At 59.0% G+C, this 20490-nt stretch carries 17 protein-coding genes; 7 read left to right on the top strand and 10 right to left on the bottom strand.

Annotated features, from left to right (window positions below; translation table 11 throughout):
- Positions 1 to 8: 8 nt before the first annotated feature.
- The 5 genes from CRN80_RS28715 to CRN80_RS28695 all read right to left on the bottom strand — a co-directional run bounded on the left by CRN80_RS28715 (position 9) and on the right by CRN80_RS28695 (position 8175).
- The gene (locus tag CRN80_RS28715) at positions 9 to 371 is read right to left on the bottom strand and encodes an Mpo1-like protein (RefSeq protein ID WP_003189844.1); all 363 of its coding nucleotides are present in this window, start codon (positions 369 to 371) and stop codon (positions 9 to 11) included.
- Between the two features lie 116 nt (positions 372 to 487).
- Complete coding sequence (locus CRN80_RS28710; protein ID WP_032900491.1) at positions 488 to 892, bottom strand: Imm50 family immunity protein; 405 nt, start codon at positions 890 to 892, stop codon at positions 488 to 490.
- Positions 889 to 5604: an RHS repeat-associated core domain-containing protein gene (locus tag CRN80_RS28705; RefSeq protein ID WP_098952298.1), complete on the bottom strand. Its 4716-nt coding sequence runs from the start codon at positions 5602 to 5604 to the stop codon at positions 889 to 891. Before CRN80_RS28705 ends, CRN80_RS28710 begins: the two co-directional genes overlap by 4 nt.
- Positions 5605 to 5802: 198 nt before the next feature.
- The gene (locus CRN80_RS28700; protein ID WP_098952297.1) at positions 5803 to 7272 is read right to left on the bottom strand and encodes a methyl-accepting chemotaxis protein; all 1470 of its coding nucleotides are present in this window, start codon (positions 7270 to 7272) and stop codon (positions 5803 to 5805) included.
- 96 nt (positions 7273 to 7368) lie between these two features.
- Positions 7369 to 8175 (bottom strand): TatD family hydrolase, encoded by an 807-nt coding sequence (locus CRN80_RS28695; protein WP_098952295.1) that lies wholly within the window; start codon positions 8173 to 8175, stop codon positions 7369 to 7371.
- Positions 8176 to 8411: 236 nt separating this feature from the next.
- Here CRN80_RS28695 and CRN80_RS28690 point away from each other — a divergent pair, with 236 nt between their 5' ends.
- The 3 genes from CRN80_RS28690 (at position 8412) to CRN80_RS28680 (ending at position 10939) form a co-directional block, all read left to right on the top strand.
- On the top strand, positions 8412 to 9833 hold the full coding sequence (locus tag CRN80_RS28690) for a transglycosylase SLT domain-containing protein (protein WP_098952293.1): 1422 nt from the start codon (positions 8412 to 8414) through the stop codon (positions 9831 to 9833).
- A 103-nt stretch (positions 9834 to 9936) separates the two neighbouring features.
- Entirely contained in the window at positions 9937 to 10371 is a 435-nt protein-coding gene (locus CRN80_RS28685; protein WP_003189852.1) for a DoxX family protein, read from the top strand.
- Positions 10372 to 10630: 259 nt separating this feature from the next.
- Positions 10631 to 10939 carry a hypothetical protein gene (locus CRN80_RS28680; protein ID WP_003189853.1) on the top strand — a complete coding sequence of 103 codons (309 nt, stop codon included), beginning with the start codon at positions 10631 to 10633 and terminating at the stop codon, positions 10937 to 10939.
- Positions 10940 to 10943: 4 nt separating this feature from the next.
- On the opposite strand, the gene CRN80_RS28675 is transcribed toward CRN80_RS28680, so the two are convergent.
- The 3 genes from CRN80_RS28675 to CRN80_RS28665 are packed head-to-tail and all read right to left on the bottom strand — an operon-like array spanning position 10944 to position 14346.
- On the bottom strand, positions 10944 to 12680 hold the full coding sequence (locus CRN80_RS28675; protein ID WP_098952291.1) for a Gldg family protein: 1737 nt from the start codon (positions 12678 to 12680) through the stop codon (positions 10944 to 10946).
- A 17-nt stretch (positions 12681 to 12697) separates the two neighbouring features.
- On the bottom strand, positions 12698 to 13423 hold the full coding sequence (locus CRN80_RS28670; protein WP_098952290.1) for an ABC transporter permease: 726 nt from the start codon (positions 13421 to 13423) through the stop codon (positions 12698 to 12700).
- Complete coding sequence (locus tag CRN80_RS28665) at positions 13420 to 14346, bottom strand: ABC transporter ATP-binding protein (protein ID WP_032892751.1); 927 nt, start codon at positions 14344 to 14346, stop codon at positions 13420 to 13422. Before CRN80_RS28665 ends, CRN80_RS28670 begins: the two co-directional genes overlap by 4 nt.
- 240 nt (positions 14347 to 14586) lie before the next feature.
- Here CRN80_RS28665 and CRN80_RS28660 point away from each other — a divergent pair, with 240 nt between their 5' ends.
- Together CRN80_RS28660 and greB are read left to right on the top strand one after the other, a co-directional pair.
- Positions 14587 to 15633, top strand: a complete 1047-nt coding sequence (locus CRN80_RS28660) for a hypothetical protein (RefSeq protein WP_032892750.1) — start codon at positions 14587 to 14589, stop codon at positions 15631 to 15633.
- A 124-nt stretch (positions 15634 to 15757) separates the two neighbouring features.
- A complete protein-coding gene (greB, locus tag CRN80_RS28655) occupies positions 15758 to 16237 on the top strand; it encodes a transcription elongation factor GreB (protein ID WP_032897540.1) in 480 nt (159 codons plus the stop codon).
- Between the two features lie 37 nt (positions 16238 to 16274).
- Here greB and CRN80_RS28650 read toward each other — a convergent pair whose 3' ends face one another.
- A complete protein-coding gene (locus CRN80_RS28650; RefSeq protein WP_098952288.1) occupies positions 16275 to 18785 on the bottom strand; it encodes an ABC transporter permease in 2511 nt (836 codons plus the stop codon).
- Positions 18785 to 19468: an ABC transporter ATP-binding protein gene (locus tag CRN80_RS28645; RefSeq protein WP_003189864.1), complete on the bottom strand. Its 684-nt coding sequence runs from the start codon at positions 19466 to 19468 to the stop codon at positions 18785 to 18787. Before CRN80_RS28645 ends, CRN80_RS28650 begins: the two co-directional genes overlap by 1 nt.
- Positions 19469 to 19478: 10 nt before the next feature.
- On the opposite strand from CRN80_RS28645, the gene CRN80_RS28640 reads away from it, so the two are divergent.
- Both CRN80_RS28640 and CRN80_RS28635 read left to right on the top strand, forming a co-directional pair.
- Positions 19479 to 20084, top strand: coding sequence for an arylesterase (locus tag CRN80_RS28640; RefSeq protein ID WP_169918663.1), 606 nt, complete (start codon positions 19479 to 19481; stop codon positions 20082 to 20084).
- Between the two features lie 58 nt (positions 20085 to 20142).
- Positions 20143 to 20436: a hypothetical protein gene (locus CRN80_RS28635; RefSeq protein WP_003189866.1), complete on the top strand. Its 294-nt coding sequence runs from the start codon at positions 20143 to 20145 to the stop codon at positions 20434 to 20436.
- The last annotated feature ends 54 nt before the right edge of the window (positions 20437 to 20490 follow it).

The raw sequence follows: 20490 nt of genomic DNA, 5'->3' as shown, positions 1-20490 counted from the left end.
CCTGCCAGTCAGTGGTGGTGCCGCTGCCGCCAGGCGCGCCACCAGCCACCGCTGAGCACAAAGCGCGGGAAAGTCACGAACTGCTCCACCACCAGGCGCTGCACCGCATCTTTACGATCGCTGAACGGCTCACTGGCCTGGGCCTCCAGGCTATGGCCATGACGCTGCAACGCCAAGCCCGCGACAATGCCAATCACACCGACGGCGAAGCTGGCCAGGCTGAGACTGAACACGCCCGACACGATTAGCAGAAAACCGACGATAAACAGCGGCACGGCAATCAGGTGCAGCGCCAGGTTGGTCGGGTGCTGATGGTTCTGTGGGTACTGACGCCATTGCCAGGCGGGGAGATTGGGGTGACGTTTGCCCATGGTGGTGAATCCTCTGTCCGTTGAAACAACTTGAACAGAGTCTAGGTTTAGGTGGGCGGGCTGGCGAATTGGGGCTGGCTATGGGGGTCATAGTAATTACGCGATTTTTGTTCTATCTAGAAAAAATAATCGTCTGGACCATTTATGTATACGTTCGGATCGCAAAGTGAAATGAATTTAGCCTTGAATTCAATTAGAGAGCTTTCATTCTTTGCTTGGAAATGAAAAAGGTCATTTTGCTTGGTGATATCAACAAGAAACACCTCTCTAATGGGGATGTTGTGTATTTTTAATTCGCGAATGCCATGACAATCGATGCCCATTCTGCAGGTGTTATAGCCTTTTCCTTCCCATTTTTTTGGCAAAGTATCTGGGAATTCGGGTATGTCGAATCCTAATCCCACAGAAGGTCGATCATTTTCTATTTGCAAAGAAAAAAGAGCAATTTTGCCGATTTCTACAGGCGTGCTAAAAATTTTTTCAAAAAAAATATTATGATCAAGTTCGTTCCAGTATTTCATCGACTTCTCCTAAAGTTGTAATGGTCCTTGCCGCCGTCCACGGTTCCGTTTCGAGGCTTGTCTATTGGTCGCAAATTGAAATGCGCTTTTTGGTCACCTATGCCGTCTGGTCTGCCGAATTTATGCCCGGCAGAATGGTCCTGAATAAGAACCTTAGAGCCATCTGCTCTCGTGAATTGATAAACCCTTGAATTTATGGTTCTACCGCTTTCATCCAATATATTGTCATCATTCAAATCAGTCATTTTTTCTATTTTGTACTGTGTCGTTCTTCCTGAGCTCGGGTGTGTCATCACATCGGGGTTTTGAGTCATAGGCACATTGGCATCCCTTTTTGCTTGCCTGAACGCCCCTCTACGAGAGACATCAGGTATATCCGGTTCTGCCGGCAAGGAGCAGATCGGTTTTTTCTTTCCTGAGTCAGGACAATTTGCGCTTAACCCTAGAGGATCAACCCACCCGGTAGGATTGGGCACATACCGGTACCCATTGATCCCCCCCGCCAACTTCACCGGGTCCGGTGTCAGGTAGCGACCAATATCCGGATTGTAGTAGCGATGGCGGTTGTAGTGCAGCCCGCTTTCCGCATCGAAATACTGCCCTTGAAACCGCAGTGGGTTGTCGATTTTGCCTACGTCGAGCCGGGCAATATGGCCGTAGGCGCGGTAGTGGGCGGACCAGACGATGTCGCCTTCGGGGCTGGTGAGTTCCTGCGGGGTGCCGAGGTGGTCGAGTTGGTAGTGGTAGGGCTTGGTTTCTTTGGGGCCGAAACCTTCCAATAGTGCTAATGGGCGGAAGCTGTCGGGTTCGTAGAGGTAGCTGCGATGGCAGTCAGCATGGTGCTCGGCAATCAGCTTGTCGCCTTGCCAGAAAAACTCGGTGGTCTTGCCGTCGACGGTTTTGCTGATGCGCCGTCCAAACGGGTCGTAGCGATAGCTGGCGGTCTGGCCGTTGGGTTGGGTAACGCCGATCAGCCGATGCTGGCAGTCGTAGCGGTATTCGGTGGCGAGTTGCTGGCCCTTGCCACGTCGTTCGCGGATGAGGTTGCCGAAGGCGTCGTAGTCGTAGTGGCGGTCGCCTTGGATTATCAGGCGGTTGGCCGCGACGATGTCCGGGCCGGGGCGGTCTTGCGTCAGCAGGTTGCCGGCGGGGTTGTGGCCGAAGCGTTCCTGCACGTCTTGGGAGTGGTCGGCGCGGGTCAGGCGGGCGAGCGGGTCGTAGTGGTAGCGGTGTTCGCCTTTGCGGGTGTCGAGCAGGCGGGTGAGGTTGCCGGCTTTGTCGTAGTCGTATTGGCGTTGGTAGAGGTGGTTTTTTTGCTGCGTTACCGCGTGGGCGTGTAGGCGGTGTTGGTCGTCGTAGTGGTAGTGGCTGAGCAGTTGGCCTTGCTGGCGCTGGTGTTCGCGGCCGCTTTTGAAGAGATGTGAGGTGAGCACTTCTCCGTTGAGTTCTACGGTGGCGAGGTGGCCGCCTTTGTCGTGGTTGAAGGTGACGCGGTTGTTGTCTGGCAGGCACAAGTTTTTCAGCTGGCCGCAGGCGTCGTAGCCGTAGCGCAGGGTGCCCCAGCCTTGGTGTTCGGCGGTGAGGCGATTTTGGCGGTCGTACTCGTAGGCCAGCGCCCAGTGGCCGTCTTCGACGCTGAGGAGGTTGCCTTGGCGGTCGTAGGCGTAGTCGACAACGTTGCTGTCGGGCAGGGTTTTTCGTACGAGGCGTCCGGCGTGGTCGCGCTCGTAACGGGTGATTAGCTGCCTGCCATCGTCGCCGTATTCTGTTTTCTCCAGCAGGTTGCCGTTGAGGTCGTAGGCGTAGGCGGTGCGCTGGCCGTCGAAGCCGGTTTCCTGGCGGATCAGGCCGTTGGGGTGGTAGTCGAGTTGGTAGGTTTCGCCGGCTTCGTTTTCGATCTCGGTGAGCAGCAGCCGAGTGTTGTCGTAGCGGTAGTTGACCTGGGTGCCGTCGGCGTTGAAGCGGCGGCTGATCAGGTGCAGGCCGTCGGCGTATTCGTAGCGGGTGACGTGGCCGAGTTCATCGCGTTCAGCGATGATTTTGCCGTAGGGGTTGTAGCTGAATTCCTTACAACCACCGCCGGGCTGGGTCAGTTTCAGCAAACGTCCTGCGGCGTCCCACTGATACTGGATTAGTGCGCCGTGCTCATCCTCACGGGCAACCTGTCGACCCAGATCGTCATAGCGATAACGCTTGATCCCACCATTGGGCAATTGCTCCTCAAGCAACTGCCCACGCTCGTTCCACACCAGCCGATGACAACTGCTGTCCGGGTACCAAATCCCCGTCAGTTGCCCCTGTTTGTTGTAGCTGTAGTCAGTCGAATGGCCATCGGGATCAGTCTTGCGAATGACATCGCCCTGGTCATTACGCTCATATTTCCAGACCGCCTCACCACGCCGTACAACCCGTACGAACCCATTCTCATGTTCGTAGGAAGTCGGCTCATCATCCCCCGGAAACAGCGCCACCAAGCGTCCAGCGTCGTCATACTGATAGGCCGTCACCGCGCCCATAGGGTCTTGCTCGACGGTCAGCCGCCCCTGATCGTCGTAGGATTTGAAATGCGTGGCGCCATCAGGATCAATGCGCTGCACCAACCGCGCCCGCTGATCATGGATATACACCTCCTGGCTACCATCGGCGTTATGCACCGTGACACGCCCGTCATCGTCCCAGGCATAGCGCGTGTCCATCTGCGAAAAACTCGCCCAATGCCGGACGCAACGCGCCGCCTTGCCTGCGTGCTCCCATTCCCAAAAGAAGCTCGCCCCACCGGCCAGTTGCCGCTCCAGAATGACGTGCTGATCGTCGTACCGATAACGCTCGCTTTCCCCGACAGCATTGGTCGCGCAGACCAGTCGTCCATCTTCGTCATAGGCGTAGGAAACAACGTTCTGCTCGGTCTCCCACACGTAGGGCTCTCGCCCTTTGGCGCGATGCACCTGGTAGTCCACCGCCACAATGCGATCCAGCTCATAACGCAACAGCAGCGAACGGCCAGCACCGTTATCCAGCCGCTCAATTCTCCCTGAGTGATCACGGCAAAGGCGCAGGCGGTTGTCATACGCATCGCTGATCGAGACCAGTACACCATCGCGAAAGTGATAGAAGCGCGAGGCCTGGGCCAGCACCAACTCATCAGGAGCCGAACCTAAATAGATCGCTGCTTCGGCCAGGCTATTGGTGATCGCGGGCCGAGAGTCGGTGGGCAAGGGCAGGGTAGTCGAGCGGTTCTCATGGTCAGTCCACACCACCGAATCGCCCGACACCACCAGCCGATGGGCCAGCGCATGGCTCCAACCAAACCCCAACCCACAATCGACTTCCACCGCGCTGGTGCGATACAGCCGCGTCCACTCAAACGGCAAGATTCCATCCAGCGCGCCGTCGGTAAGGGTCAGCAATTCCTCACCAGTGACCATCGACACCGGGCAACCGTGAGTGACGGTTTTATCCGCAGAAGCCGCCGCATCCCCCTTCGGATTTGAAGCCACAGCCGGCACATCATCGACAGGCTCCTGACGGACCAACGTGGTGCGCTGGGTCTTGCCGCGCACCATCGGCACCGGGTTCGAAACCAGCGTATCGCCCGCCTTCAACGGCACAGCCGGCACCGCCTTGACCGGCGTCGCCGCACTGCTCAGCAACACCGGCTTGGCGACCTCGACATGGGTTTCCAGCCGAGGCCCTGCCACCTGCTTGGCCAGCAATTCCAACAACGCCCGTGCCCGCCCGGACTTGACGTGACTGAGCGTCTGCGCGCCCAGGCGCAGCTGTACCCCAATGCCTCGCGTGGCCCAGATCAGCAACAGATTGATCAGGACCTCACCGGTGATTTCACCCAGCAGTTCGTACATGTCGGGCGGCGGCAGCATGCGTACCCAGGTCACCAGCGCCGACAGGTAGATAAACAACAGCGGCTCATCACTGAGCACCAGCAATCCCTTGGCCAGCGTGTCTTTGCCCAGCGCGAGCAGCGCCTTCAGCTCGGCTTCGGACAGGTATTTCAGCAACTTTTCGCTGTTGGATTTGAGGTTGGCGAGCAGGTCGTACAGCTCGGTGATGTTGTCCCACAGGTTATAAAGCGCGTTGCCAAGCCCGGCAGCAAAGGCCATGCCCTGTAATGCACTGCGCTTGTAGGCGGGCGCTTTGGCAAAGTCTGCCCATCGAGGTTTGAAGTGCTCGGCCCAGGCCTTGCGCAAATCGGCTTCCAGCCCGGCGATCACAGACTCATAGGACGCGTACAGCGCCTGGACGTGAGCCTTGGAAACGTTGGGGTAAAAGGTGATTTCGTACGTCTGGTCGCGGGTACAGTCGTTGACTTCAAGAATGCCGCTGGGGCCAATGGTGCGATGCAGTGGCGCACCTATCGGGCTTCTGTCTTGTGCAACGGCTTGCAGCCTCACGGGCGTGTTGCCGATGGGCACGAACTGCGTGCTTTCGAACAGATGCACTAAGGTCAGCCCACCTTGGGCTTTGCATTGAGCGACCGTGCGACTGGGTTTTTTCGAAGAAACCGGTGCGACCAGTGCGACCTGTTCTCCAACCTTGAAGACCTGCTCCACGCTAAGTGCCGAACCACTTAAAAAGCTGTCGGCCCACTTATCAAAGGTATTCAGGCAGGTGCGGAAATCCGCGAATACGCGCTCAACCTTCGGCGCTTCGGGATCCATCGGCACCAGCACCAGGTTGGCCAGCACCGAGATCAAGAGACAGCCCCATCCACCAGGGCTTTAACGAACACCACCATCTGCACTCCCTCGCACTGTTTGATCAGGCGAGGGACTTTGCAGCGGTTGTCAGGTAAAAGAAGTCGGCGTTATTCGCGAGAGGGGCGAGGAAGTTTCGTCTTAATCTCAGGTAAATCGAGGCTTGGTCGTAGGAGTCGGATTACAGCTGGAACAGTCTTACAACTTCAACTGCCCAATCGCCTTGCTCAACTCTCCGGCCAGCGTCGCCAGTTCATTGCTGGTAGTCGCGGATGCCACGGTTTGATGTACGGTGTTTTCGGTCACGTCGCGAATGCTCACCACGGCGCGGTTCATTTCTTCGGCGACATGGCTTTGTTGCTCGGCGGCCACGGCAATCTGGGTGTTGCTCTCACGCATCTGTGCCACGGCCCCGGTGATTTCAGCCAGCGCGAGGCCGGCTTCCTGGGCCTGCTGTACGCAGTCGTCGGCCTTGAACGAGCTTTCCTGCATGAAGTCCACGGCGTCGCGGGTGCCGGCTTGCAGCGCCGAGACCATGCGGGTGATTTCGTCGGTGGAGCTTTGCACGCGTTTGGCCAGGTTGCGCACTTCGTCGGCGACTACCGCGAAACCGCGGCCCATTTCCCCGGCGCGGGCGGCTTCGATGGCGGCGTTGAGGGCGAGCAGGTTGGTCTGTTCGGCGATGCTGTGGATCACCCCGACCACGCCGTTGATTTTCTGGCTGTCTTCGGCCAGTTTCTGGATCATTTCGGCAGTCTGCTGCACGCCACTGGACAGCCCGGCGATCGAGCGCTGCACCCGGGTGACCACTGCCTGGCCGCTGCCGGCGAGGGTGTCGGCGGACTGCGACAAGTCACGGGTGGCGCCCGCGTGCTGGGCGATGTGGTAGACGGTGGCGGTCATTTCGTTGATGGCGGTGGCGGCCTGGTCGGTTTCGCTTTGCTGGCCAAGCATGCCGTGCTGTACCTCGTTCATGCTGCTGGCCAGGCGTGCGGCGCCGTCGTCCAGTTGCCGGGCGGTGCGGGCCACGGTATTGACCACCCGCTGGTAGCCGGCTTGCATGGCGTTGAAGGCACTGGCCATCTGGCCGACTTCATCCTTGCAAGCCAATGGCACCCGCGCCGAGAGGTCGCCGGTTTTTTCAACGTGCAGCATCACATCCTTGAGGGTGTTGAGTTGGCTGAGCAGAAAACGGATCAACAACTGCGAGGCGCCGAGCATGGCCAGCATCAGCACGGCCACGGCGACGGCGTAATGAGTGAAGCGTTCACGGAACACCTGGCTCAGGCTCGGCGCGTAGGCCAGGACTGCGACCTGCTGGCCGTCGGCCCGGCTGATCACTTCGGCGCCGATCAGCGGGTTTTCACCGAACAACGGCATGGGGTTGAGTTCAGTCCAGCCGCTGGCACTACTCAGCGCGGGCAGATCCTGGGGGATCTGGCCTTTGGCAAAGGTGAGCCAGTGCTCACCCGTGGGCAAGGTTTTGTCGGCTGGCCAGGCGCTGAGCAGGCGCCCCTGAGCCTGGGCCGATGCCTGCGACGCCTGGCTGCGCGCCTGTTGTTCAAGCTGTACGGCGTACAGCACCAGCAGCAGGGTGGTGATAAAGGCGACCGCATTGACGGCCCAGAATTTGTATTTGAGCGAGATATTGCTAAGCCAGGCACCCATGGAAGGTTTTCTCTGATAGCGGAAACAGTATTGGCAAGGTGCCATTATTGTGCCGCTATTCAGAACAGCGCTTTTGACATGGGTCAATGCGCCGCATTAATCGATGGCAGGCAAGCCGAAAAAGCGCCGGGCGCACGCGGTGCTGTGCAGCGCCAGGTCTTCCATTGTTTCGTTACGGTGCAAGGCCACTTCACGCAGTACTTCGGGCAGGTACGCCGGTTCATTGCGACCGTTCTTTGGTTTGGGACGCAACGTGCGTGGCAACAGGTAGGGCGCATCGCTTTCCAGCATCAGACGGCCTCGGGGAATTTCCCGGACCAGCGGATGCAGATGAGTGCCACGGCGTTCGTCGCAGATCCAACCCGTGATGCCAATGTGCAAGTCCAGGTCCAGGTAGCTGAACAGCGCCGCCTGTTCACCGGTGAAGCAGTGCACCACGGCGGCTGGCAGGTGGTCGCGGTAGTCCTTGAGGATCTCCAGCAGACGCTGGTTGGCATCGCGCTCATGGAGAAATACCGGCAGTTGCAGCTCGACCGCCAGGGCCAGGTGTTCTTCGAGGACTTTTTCTTGCTGGGGGCGAGGGGAGAAGTCCCGGTTGAAATCCAGCCCGCATTCACCCACGGCGCGCACTCGGCTGTCGCCCAGCAAGCTGCGCAGGCGTTGAGCGCTGTCGCTGTTCCAGTCGCTGGCAGAGTGGGGGTGAATGCCGGCGGTGCTGAACAGTCGCTGGCCGCTTTCGTCGAGTTTTACACACAGTTGCAGGGCCTGTTCGCTGCCCTCGACGCTGGTGCCGGTGAGTACCAATTGCTGCACGCCAGCGGCGTAGGCGCGTTCGAGAACGGCCGTGTGCCTCTCGTCGAAACTGGGGTTGGTCAGGTTGACGCCAATATCAATGAGTTGCATGGTGCTATCTCCGCCTGCGGCCGGAAAGCATATCAGAGCTGTAGATTGATAAGAAAAACCAAGAACTACAATGCGTTAACGCTGTCTTTGAACGTCGCAAGCGACATTGTGGTGGGCCGATTGCCTGCCACCGTGGCGCCGTTGCACGCCTTGCCAGCGCATAAAGCGCTCTGTTTCTGACCACCAGCACTGCGTTATTCGCGCAGGCGCTGGCCAGTTTTCTTTCCGGAGAGCGGATGATCCGACCCTCGGCGTTGCTTATGTTGTGTCTGACGTTATGGCTGCCCATGGCGGCGGTCGCACGTCTGGATGGGCCGCTGCAGGTGGCCAAACCCGGCAAGGTCCGCGACCTCGCGCAAATTCGCTCCAGCCGCACCCTGCGCGTCTTGGTCAACCAGAGCCGCAACAGCTCCGGTGAAGTGCAGGGCCAGGCCATCGGTGTCGAATACCACCGGTTGCGCGCCTTCGAGCAGTACCTCAACGGCCATGCCCGTGATGGGCAGGCCATCAACCTCAAGATCATCCCCAAGGCCAAGGACCAGTTACTCGGCGCGCTGGCCCGCGGTGAAGGCGACCTGGTGGCGCCCGGTGAGTTGCTGGACGTGAAGGGCGTGCGCAAGGTCAGTGCCAGCGACCCGATTGTCAGCGATGTGCCGTTGTGGCTGGTGGGCGTCAAGGGCGAACGGCGGTTTACCAAGCTGGAGCAACTGTCGGGTCGCACGGTGACGCTGACCACAGGCAGTGCGGCGGCGGATGCCATCAGTCAGGTCAATCAAAAACTGGCCCTGCACAAACGCCCACCGGTGAAAGTGGAATGGGTTGACCCCAGCCTGGCGGTGGAAGATGTCCTGGAGATGGTGCAGGCCGGGATTTTTCACCTGACGATTGTGGAAAAACCGATTGCCCAACGCTGGGCGAAAATCCTGCCCAAGTTGCGCTTTGACAAACAAGTAGTGATCAGCGAACCGGGCGACGAGTTCTGGTTTGTGCGCCAGGACGCGTCGATGCTGCGCGCGAGCATTGATCGGTTTCTCAAGACCTATCACACGCCTTCCGATCAGGATGTGGCCTTCCAGCGTATCTATCGACGCCTCTACCAGGTCCGTAACCCATTGGCGCGGGCTGACCGCCAGCGCCTGGAAAAACTGCGCCCGGTTTTGCAAAAACATGCACGTGAGCAAGGTATGGACTGGCTGAACCTGGCGGCGTTGGCGTTCAAGGAGTCTTCCCTGGACCCAGGTGCGCGCAACAGCGGCGGCCCCACTGGCCTGATGCAGATCACGCCGTCGGCGGCCCAGCGGGTGGGGGTCAACAATATCGAGACGCTCGACAATAACGTGCAAGCGGGGGCACGTTACCTGGCGATGATCCGTCGCAAGTTTTTCGCCAGCCCCAAGCTCAATGAGCGCGAGCGCATGGCCTTTATGCTGGCAGCGTACAACATGGGGCCGGAGCGAGTGCAAGGCATGCGCACCGAGGCCAAGCGCCGCGGGCTTAACCCCAATCAGTGGTTTTTCCAGGTTGAACGCATTGCCATGGAGCAGGTAGGGATGGGCGGCGTCAGCTATGTTAATAGCGTCAACAAGTATTATTTGGCGTTCGATCGGGAGCGGGAGTCCCTTGAGCCGGTAGCTGCTAAAATTGCCTCGCGCAAATAATCGAATTGTTAGATATTAATTAGGCAATATTTCGGCTTTTATCATTGTTTAAACTGATTAATATAGCGGCCAACCAACCCCTACCTGGAAAAGGATTTACCCCATGAGCCCAATGATTACCCGTGTACTGTCCACTCGCGCCGGTTATGGCCTGACTATTCTGCGCATCTTCGTCGGCATAATCTTCGCTGCCCACGGCTCGCAAAAACTCTTCGGCTGGTTTGGCGGTGGTGGCCTGGCGGGCACCGCACAATGGATGGAAAGCATCGGCCTGGCGCCGGGTACGCTGATGGCGCTGCTGTCGGGCGGTACCGAGTTCTTCGCCGGCCTGGCCCTGATCATCGGTTTGCTGGTCCGCCCTGCTGCATTGGGCCTGACCTTCCTGACGCTGGTGGCGATTTTCTCTGTACACATCCACAACGGGCTGTTCATGGCCAACAACGGTTATGAGTTCGCACTGGCGTTGCTCGGCGGCGCGCTGGCGGTGTTGCTGGAAGGTGCGGGCAAATTGTCTGTCGACCGCGCGATCACTCACTGATCGTTTTGCACGCTGCACAAAAGGCCCGCTGATGCGGGCCTTTTCGTTGCCCGGGATTCTTGACACTGCCCCACCGGCTTCTCTAGGATGCTGCTCATGCGCCGATTTAAACAGCTAATTGCGGGGCGCCACTGGGTCTCAATGCAGCCCGACAGAAGCACGCTTGCTCACGCAGGGCGTTCCTCGAAATACCGCTAAAGCGCTGGTTCGGTGTTGCCTCTCACCTGCCCGCAGACTTTTGAGGCAGAGACACGACACGATGAATGCACTACGCCCCCTCATACGCCTGGCCCCGATCACCGCGGACCTGACGCAACGCAATCCGAAAATCCTGTTGGGCGGCAAGCACCAGCCGACACTGCTGCGCTATCTGGACGGCTGGCCACGTCGTTCCGGTCGGCCCTCGGCGTTCCTGATCCAGTTTGTTGAAGATGGTGACTCTCTGGCCCGTTTTGCCAGCGACAGTTTCGACCTGGCAGTGATTCAGGCACCGAGTGCCAGCAACGCCCATGAGGTGATCCACCAACTGACGCGCATTGCCCGGCAAGGGCTGATTGCCCGTCGGTGAGCGATTAGTGAAAGATCGCGGGGGTACGACGCCGGCGCTGGTGTAGGAAAAGTAACCAGGCAATCAGGCACAACAGCAGCGGAAGGGGCACGATTATCAGCCCTTTGAGCTGTCGCTCGAAACGCTGCACCGGGGCATAGGCCTGCGCCTTGAGTGCTTGCAACTCGATGGGCAACTGCAGGCGCTCCTTGTTGAGTGCCTGCAACTGGGTACTGGTATCCACCGCTTGGGTAATAAGCCGTGTGTGCAGTGGGTTCAACCTTCGCCACGCTTGCTCCGTCTGCTCAAATCGTCGCTCCAGCTCAAGCGAATTTTTCCGATACGCCTGTGCGGCTTGGTCCCGCATCTGATCCAGCCTGTGCAACGGTTGGTGCATGACACGGGGTCGAATGCGTTTGAGTGCGTCGGGCGCCGCCAGGTTATCCAATGTGTTCAATACCAACTGCGCGTTGCCGTTGGGTCGTGCCTGGCTGAGAGTGTCCGCTAGCAGGTCAGTGTCGGCCACGACTACCATCTGAATCAGTTCTGCTTTTTGCAGCCCGGGCGGCTGGCCCTTGTAACCGTCGGGAAACGCTGAGTAAGCGGGCCCCTCAATGCGCGCTGCGATTACGTGGCGCTGCCCTGAAGTTGCCGTTTCATCGATGAGCGAGTCGAATGTGGTCGCTGAGGCAAAGCGTTTTGCGTCCAACAGGGCCGACTGCCCTGAGCTCAGTAGAAGTGGGGTCAGCAGTGAGCGGCTCTTGGGCGCTAGCGAAAGCGCGCCGCTGCTTGAGACGATGACGCTGTCCAGTCCCCAGGTGCTGATATCCGTCGTGGCCATGGCCTGTCGTGGCAGGTGTAGCCGGGCCGGGTGCAGTACCCGGGGCATTCCCGGACCGGGCGTGGCTGATGAGGCATAAAGATTGTCGATCAACAGCTTGTCCTCCGGCATCTGGATGCCCCACGCGTTCAGCAGCCCCTCCATTCTCGCGTTCGCTGACACGGCGTCAGCGCCTATCTCGCTCACAGGGTCGATGAACATCATCAACGGGGTGCCTTTCAATACCGATTGCTCAATGGCATATAAGGCCCGCTCAGGTAAGGCGTGCGGCTGTATGACCATCAATGTCGCGATGGATGGCGGTACCTGAGCAATGTTCGACGCCAGTTCCACCACATTGAATTGCTCGCGCATCAACGCCAGCAGCTCGCTGGCTGGTTTATCCAGCGACAGGCCCGACAGCAGGCCGACAGTGGCACGCTCAGGGTGCCCCAACTTATAGATCAGGTGGCTGATCTCATATTCTAGTAATGACTCGTGCTCAGGGCGGAACGCTTCGATGCGTTGGGCGCCCTGGCCAGCGCGGGTGCCGATAAGACCAAGAAATCCTTGCGTGTCATCAAGCCCGAACAAGCTGGCTTTGTAGGCGTCTTCAGAAAAGGGAGCGGGGTTGATGATATGTAAGTTGATCATGCCGTTTGCCGCTTTTTCGAACGCCTTGAGCACGTCTTCGACGCGCCGGCCATAACGTTCTAATGCCTGGCTTTTTTGCGGCGCATTGAGGGTGTTGAAGTAATACAGATCCAGTGGGCTTTCAAGTGAGGCAAGTAGTTGCCGCGTTGCCGGCGATAACGTATGGATTTTTTCTTGGGAAAAGTCCCATTGGGCAGTAGGTAGTTTGGGTACCCAGACTAGATTGAGTGCCAGAAACAGCAGTGATATGACGAGAAGTGTCATACCCGCACGAAAAGCGGATCCCATCAGTGGTCTTCCTTTTCTCAACTGCTTTTGTAGTTGAGTGTGAGGGTGGTTGCAAACAGAAAAGCAACGATCATGCTGATAAAGTACAGGCTGTCATGCAGTGTGAGTCTGCCGTTATCCATCGCGCTGAAGCGGGCGATGGGATCCAGGGATATCAAACTGTCGATAACCCATATCGGTGCTTGTTGTTCAAGTGCATCCAGTACTGACGAAAGCCCACTGGCGGTCAGCAATAAGCCGAGGGTGAAAAAGAAAATCAGCAGGCGTTGGTTCGCAAGTACACAGATGAAGCAACCCACGGAAAGATAACTTCCCGCCAGCAACCAACTGGCCAGGAACTGCGAAGCGATAACGGTATTGTCAGGCGTGCCCAGATAATTGACGGCAATTACCAAGGGGAAGTTAAGCATCAGCGCAATGCCACAGACAGTCCATGCTGCGATAAATTTTCCGATCACTCGTTCCACTGAGGTGACAGGCAAGGCATTCAGGGTGTCGTAAAAGCTGGCGTTGGATTCATCCGACCACAACTGCGTCGATAACAGGGGGACCAGCAGGAGATAGAGCCAGGGATGCAGCTCGAAAAAGGCCTGCAGATCGCTGCTGTTGCGCTCCATCCATTGGTTGGAATGCAGTCCCAGCACGGCGCATAGCGCGAGAAAAATTGCCACGCTCAGATAGGTGCTGGGCGCGCAGGCGTAGCTGGCGAGTTGTCGTTTGAAAATGACAGGTAGCAGTCTCAAGGTGTTACCTCTTGGCTCAGATGGTGAACGACATCGTTCAGGCGACCCGGCTCCAGATTCATTGACGTGATGTTCCAGCCGCGATGGGTGATAAGCGCGTTGATTGCGGGAAATACGGAATGCCCAGGCATGGCCAGGACCGTCACCTTGCCGGGTGCATGTCGGTCTTCTTCGATGCCGGCGACGCCGGGCAATACGGCCAGCGCGAGCAAGTCCAGCGGGGTGTCTGCTGCGAGGGTGACGGCCTGGAAATGCCGGGAGCTGCGCTGTAAGTCGGGCAGCGAGGCATCGGCCACCAGGCGGCCACCGGCCATAACCAAGGCACGGGTGCAGATGTCCGCCAGCTCCTGGTAATGGCGGGAGGCGATGATGATGGTCATTTCATCGCTCAGGGACTCAATGAGTGCCCGGAACTTGAGCCGTTGATCAGGACAGAGCCCTTCTGTGGGTTCATCCAACAGCAGCAGGCTTGGTGAATGCAGGAGCGCCTGGGCCATTGCCACTCTGCGCTTCAAGCCAAGGGAAAGTGCGCTGATGGCGCAGTCGAGCACGGGCAGCAGTTCCAGGCGTGCGACGACCTGCGCCACTTGGCTGCGTTTTTCCAGCCCGCTCAAACCGCGAATGGCAGCAATGAAATTGAGCATGTGTTTGACGGACATCGTGTGATGGTCGAGGCCGCCTTGAAGTTGATAGCCAATGACTTTTTTGGCTTGAGTTGAATGGGTATGGGTATTGAAACCTTGAATAGTGATATGCCCGGCCGTCGGCTTGATCGCCCCGGCGATCAAGCTCAATAGTGTGGTTTTCCCTGCACCGCTCTCTCCCAGCAGGCCCACACACTCCTGGCGCTGGGCACAGAAGGACACGTTGCTGATTACGCGTGTTTTGCCCAGCTGTTTTGTCAGGTTGCTTATCTCGATCATGGTTTTACCGAATAAGTTTTGCAGGGCGTGTGAGAGGGGCCGGCTGTAGGGGAAAGTGCTTTAAAAAGGGTACGTTCAATATGAAGGCTTGGGAACGCGAAGTATGCTTAATAAGAAGAATCCTACGTTCGCTCCGATAATTCGCTGAAACAATTGTTTTGTTTTGAATACTTATTAATGCCCGGATGTTTATCGGATGTTTATATAAAGTTTTCTTTTTTGTAATGAGGCCTGATTGCCATGATGCTTCTACGTACTCTTGTTCTTGAGCGCAACGATGAAGGGACGCCGGTTAACGGCGCCTTGTTGTGCGGGTTTGCTGTTACGCAAACGGCGTCCAACTTTCTGGTGTACAGCCTGGATGAGGAGGCGGAGCCCGGCCACTCCAGGGTTTATATCGCCGCATTACGTAAAAAGATTGAACGGTATTTCCTGGGAGGCGTTGATTCCAAAGAGGACCTGCAATTAGCCATGCAAGTCTTCAAACAGATCTTGACGATGGCAGCCGCAGCCGGCTCGAAGACGACGCCCATTGCCGAACCCCAGGTTCCCTTTCATTTCATTGATTTGAAAGGCTGCCGGTTACCGCCGGCCAGGCCAGAGGATCACCACTCGGTGATCATCAAGAAGGCCCTGGTCATGAAGGTCATCACCCTGGGCATGTCAGCCCCGGCGTTGCCTGCGATCGAAAGCAGTGCAGTGATCGTGCCGTCCATTCGCTTCTCGTCGCAAATGGTTGCGCCGCCGCGAAATCCGCGCTCAGCCAAGACTGCGCCGCAGCCTATGGATGAAGACACCGTTGAGGAACCGGCGCGGTCGCTGGTCGCGATACCGCAGGAGCAGGTTGAGAGCAGTGCGTCGCCTGTTCCGGTTGAACAAGATGACAGTCACTTTGAGCCAAACAACCTGCGGTTGGACCCACCCGAGCCGGAGCCCGAACCCTTGGACCCGCCTGCTCAGATGGACCATACCTCTTTGCTCGAAATGGACAGCGCACTGAGCAACCTGGCCAAGGTCGCCCAGGAATTGACGCAAAAAAAATGCGCAGTACTGGAGAAGGAACAGATGCTGGAACAGTGGCAGGCGCGATTGCAACAGCAGCAGAGCCAGCTGGAAGAGAAGGGCCGTGAACTTGAACAGCGCCATGCCTATTTGCAGGAGCAGGGCTTGGAGGTCAGCCAGAAGGCCGAAAAGCTGGCGATGATGATGTTGCAGTTGTCGGGTATGCGCCAGCGTATGCAGGGCACGTTGCTTGAGTTGGATCAAGTGCTGGAGGGGCATGGGTGAGGTAATGGGGCGCCGGCCTGGATACTTTCCAGGGTTCATTTATCATCAGTCCCAGCCAGCCGCTGCCTGGGCATGATGCCCTGGCATAACGGCACCATTGGACATTGCCTGGGGATGCAAGCGTTTGAGTACCAAGCTGATTACCAAAGAAGGTCATGAAGCGCTGAAAAAAGAGCTGGATTACCTGTGGCGTGAAAAGCGTCCGGATACCACGCGCAAAGTGACCTGGGCGGCCTCCCTGGGAGATCGCAGTGAAAACGCCGATTACCAGTACAACAAGAAGCTGTTGCGCGAGATAGACCGGCGCGTGCGTTACCTGCGCAAACGCCTGGAAGACATGCGGGTGGTGGAGTACATGCCCGAGCAGGAGGGAAAGGTATTTTTCGGCGCATGGGTCGAAATCGAAAACGAACAGGGCGAGACCAAGCGTTTTCGCATCGTGGGTTATGACGAGATCTACGACCGTATGGATTACATCTCCATCGACTCACCCATGGCACGGGCCCTGCTGCGCAAGGAGGTGGATGACGAGGCAATCGTACAGACCCCCGGCGGAGAGGTGTGCTGGTGGATCACCAAGATCGAATATGTGAAGCCCGCCTGATGGCACGTACCTTGGCTGGGTACGTGCCATCCGGGTTTCAGCCTTCGCGCAATACGGTCAGCGGGCTGGCATTCAGCGCACGGCGCGTGCCGAACACCCCGGCAGCGCCAATCAACAAAGCACCGATCACGGGCAGCAGCAACAGCCACGGGTGGGGATGCCACGCCAGGTCAAAGGCATAGCGGTACAGTACCCAGGTCACCAGTTCGGTGCCCAGTGCCGCCAACAAGCCGCTGACGGCGCCCAGCAGGCCGAACTCAATGCGTCGGGCCTTGACCAGCAACTTACGCTCGGCACCCAGGGCGCGCAGCAATGCACCCTGGCGGATTCGTTCATCCAGGGTGGCCTGCAGGCCAGAGAACAACACCGCCATGCCCGCCGCGAGTACAAACAACAGCACGTATTCGACGGCCAAGGTCACTTGGGCAAGGATGCTGCGCAACTGCTCCAGCAGGGCCTCGACCTGCAGGATAGTGACCGCCGGGAAGGCCCGTGACAGGTCGACGATCTGTTGGTCATGGCCGGGAGCCAGATAGAAGCTGGTGAGGTAAGTCGCGGGCAGATCCTTCAAGGTGCCCGGTTGGAAAATCATGAAGAAGTTGGGCTGGAAGTTATCCCAGTTGATGGTGCGCAGGCTGGTAACCCGCGCCTCACGGTTTTCACCGCCGATGGTGAACACCAGATGGTCGTTGAGCTTGAGCTTCAGGCTCTCGGCCACTTTGGCTTCCACCGACACGCCAGGAACCCCATCAGTGGGTTGCGCCGACCACCAGCTACCTGCCGTCAGGACGTTACCCGCTGGCAAGTCGGCTGCCCAGGTCAGGCTCAGGTCGCGTTGAATGGCACGGTCGCCGCTGGAGTCCTTGCTGACAATCTCCTGCACCGGTTCGCCATTGATGCTGATCAAGCGCCCTGGCACCACCGGGTAGAGCGGCGCCGCTTGCGCCTGGACGTCCAGCAGGCGGGCGCCAAAGGCATCCTTGTCGGCCGGCAGGATATTCAAGGCGAAGTAGTTGGGCGCATCCTTGGGCAACTGGTTTTGCCAGGTGTCGAGCAATTCGCCCCGCAACAGCGCGATCAACCCCATCGACAGCAGGATCAAGCCAAAGGCCAGGGATTGGCCTGCCGCCGCCAACGGGTGACGCAACAACTGGCCCAGGCCCAGGCGCCAGGGCAGGGAGGCGCGAGCCAATAACCGTCGCAGACTTTGCAACAACAGCAACAGCAAGCCACCCAGGAGCAGCGCAGCGACTACACCGCCGCCGAGTAACGCGAAGGTCAGTACCAAATCCAGGCTCAGGCGCCACATGATCAGGCCCAAGGCAAACAGTGCCGCGCCGTAGACCATCCAGGTGCTTGAAGGAATAGGCAGCAAATCGCGGCGCAACACCCGCAGCGGCGGTACCCGGCCCAGTGCGGCCAGTGGCGGCAGGGCGAAGCCGGCGAGGGCGACCAGCCCGGTACCGATCCCGGCGACGGCCGGCAGCAGCCCGCCCGGCGGTACGTCGGCGGGCAGCAGGTCGTGCAGGAAATAGAACAGGCCAAACTGCGCCAGCCAGCCGAGCAGGGCGCCGGCCAGGCTCGCCAGCAAGCCCAGCACACTCAGTTGCAGGGTGAACAACAACATCGCTTCACGGCGCGACAGGCCCAGGCAGCGCAACAACGCGCTGGCATCGAAACGTCGACTGGCGAAGCGGTTGGCCGACAGCGCCACGGCCACCCCAGCCAGCAGCACGGCCACCAGGCTGGCCATGTTCAGGTAGCGCTCAGCCTTGCCCAGCGCGCCGCCGATCTGCTGGTTGCCATCGCGAGAGTCCTGCAGGCGCTGGTTGGCGGCCAGGCCCGGCTTGACCAGGTCGCGATAGGTTTGCAGCGCTGTGCTGCCTTGCGGCGCACGCCATAGTTCGCGGTAGCTCACCCGGCTGCCTGGCTGCACGACACCGGTGGCGTCCAGGTCCGCCAGGTTGATCATGACCCTGGGCGTGAGGCTGTAGAAGTTGCCGGCGCGATCGGGCTCATAGGTCAGGATGCGCGCCAAACGCAGGGTCTTCATGCCGACATCAATGCTGTCGCCGACTTTCAGGTCCAGCGCCGTCAGCAATCGTGCTTCCACCCAGGCTTCGCCGGGTTTTGGACCACCGCCCGGAACTTCAGCGCCGAAGGGCTCGGTGCTGCTTTTAAGCTCGCCACGCAACGGGTACTGCTCGTTGACCGCCTTGATGCTGGAAAGCTGGATGCCGTTGTCGGTGGCGATAACGCTGGAGAACTCCACGATGCGAGCGTGATCCAGGCCCAGTTCGGTCCCTGATTTGATTTGCTCGGGACGGGCCGGCGAGCTGCCTTCGAGCACCAGGTCGGCGCCGAGGAACTCGGTGGCACGCAGCAGCATGGCGCCGTTGAGGCGCGCACCAAAGTAGCCGATGGCGGTGCTGGCGGCCACGGCCACCAGCAGGGCAAAGAACAATACGCGCAATTCACCGGCGCGGGCATCGCGCAGTAACTGACGCATGGCAAGGCTGAACAGACGCAACAGCGGCAAACGTGCCATCAAGGCTCCAGGGGCGCGACCATCAGGCCGGCTTCAAGGCGGATCAGGCGTCGGCAACGATGGGCCAGGCGCTCGTCATGGGTGACCAGTACCAGGGTCGTGCCGCTCTCTTTATTCAACTCGAACAGCAGGTCGCTGATGCGCTCGCCAGTATGGCTGTCGAGGTTGCCGGTGGGCTCGTCGGCGAACAGCACGTCCGGTTCGGCGGCAAACGCGCGGGCGATCGCCACCCGCTGTTGTTCGCCACCGGACAGCTGGCGGGGCGAGTGGGTCAGGCGCTGGCCCAGGCCTACGCGCTCCAGCAGGTGTTTGGCACGCTCGCGGGCGTCCTGGCGACCGTCCAGCTCCAACGGCAGCATCACGTTTTCCAGCGCGTTCAAGCTGTCGAGCAACTGGAAGGATTGGAATACGAAGCCCACATGTTCGGCACGGATGCGTGCGCGCTGGTCTTCGTCGAGGGTGCTTAGGGCTTGCCCGGCCAGGGTCACTTCGCCGCTGCTGGGCAGGTCGAGGCCGGCCAGCAGGCCCAGTAGGGTGGATTTACCGGAACCGGAGCTGCCGACGATAGCCAGGCTATCGCCCTTGTTCAGTTCCAGGCTCAGTTCGTGCAGGATAGTCAGTTCACCTTCCGCGCTGGGAACCACTTTGCTAAGGTTTCGCGCGGTGAGAATGCTTGCGCCCATGGAGAATCCGATGCGAGTGTGGTTTTTGAGTGCTGGCCTGGCCTTGATGTGCATGGCCCAGAACGCAGCGGCGGGTACAGTCCTGATCGTTGGCGATAGTATCAGTGCCGGTTTCGGCCTGGATACCCGCAAAGGGTGGGTCGCGTTGCTGGAGCAACGGCTCAAGCAGGAGGGTTTTGACGATAAAGTGGTCAATGCTTCCATCAGCGGCGACACCAGTGCAGGAGGCCTCGCGCGGCTGCCGGCGGCACTTGCGGCGCATAAACCGGATGTGGTGGTGATCGAGTTGGGTGGCAACGATGGCTTGCGCGGCCAGCCGCCTGCGCAATTGAAACAAAATCTTGCGTCGATGATTGACCAGTCCAAGGCCGGTGGTGCCAAGGTGCTGTTGCTGGGCATGCAGTTGCCACCCAATTATGGGCCCCGATACACCAATGCGTTTGCACAAGTCTATGGTGCATTGGCCCAGGAAAAAGACATTCCTCTGGTACCGTTTTTCCTTGAGGGCGTGGGCGGTCATCCTGAGCTGATGCAGGCTGATCAATTGCATCCGGCAGTCGCCGCGCAAGGCAAGTTACTGGAAAATGTCTGGCCAACGCTAAAACCGCTGTTATGACGCTTTTCTACCGGCAGGCTTTCGGCTAAGGTGGCGCCCCCCCGATTTGGAGCCCTCGATGTCGCGCCCTGCCTGGTCCCTTTTTAACTACCAACTGATCGAGCCGGACGAGCAGCTGGACCTGTTCGCCTGCCAGGAAGTGCGGGTGCATTTGGTGGCGCGTCAATTGGAACTGGGCGGCTCCATTGATCGCACGCTCTGCGGCACTCTATTGCCGGCACAGCCACGCTGGTCATCGGTCAACCGCTCGATTTTCCAAGACCAGCGACTCTGCCCTTTGTGCCGGGCGATTCTCGAATCGCAAAAGCGCGGCACGCCGCCGATCTGGCCGGAGCTGCGCTTCGAGCTGTAAAACCGCTTGAAGCTTGGCGCTGCGAAGCCGTATACAATCAATTTTTCCCTACCC

The organism is Pseudomonas sp. FDAARGOS_380, assembly GCF_002591235.1.
GTDB lineage: Bacteria > Pseudomonadota > Gammaproteobacteria > Pseudomonadales > Pseudomonadaceae > Aquipseudomonas > Aquipseudomonas salmasensis.
The sequence above is the reverse complement of the archived record's forward strand: the minus strand, read 5'-3'. Positions and strand labels throughout refer to the sequence as shown.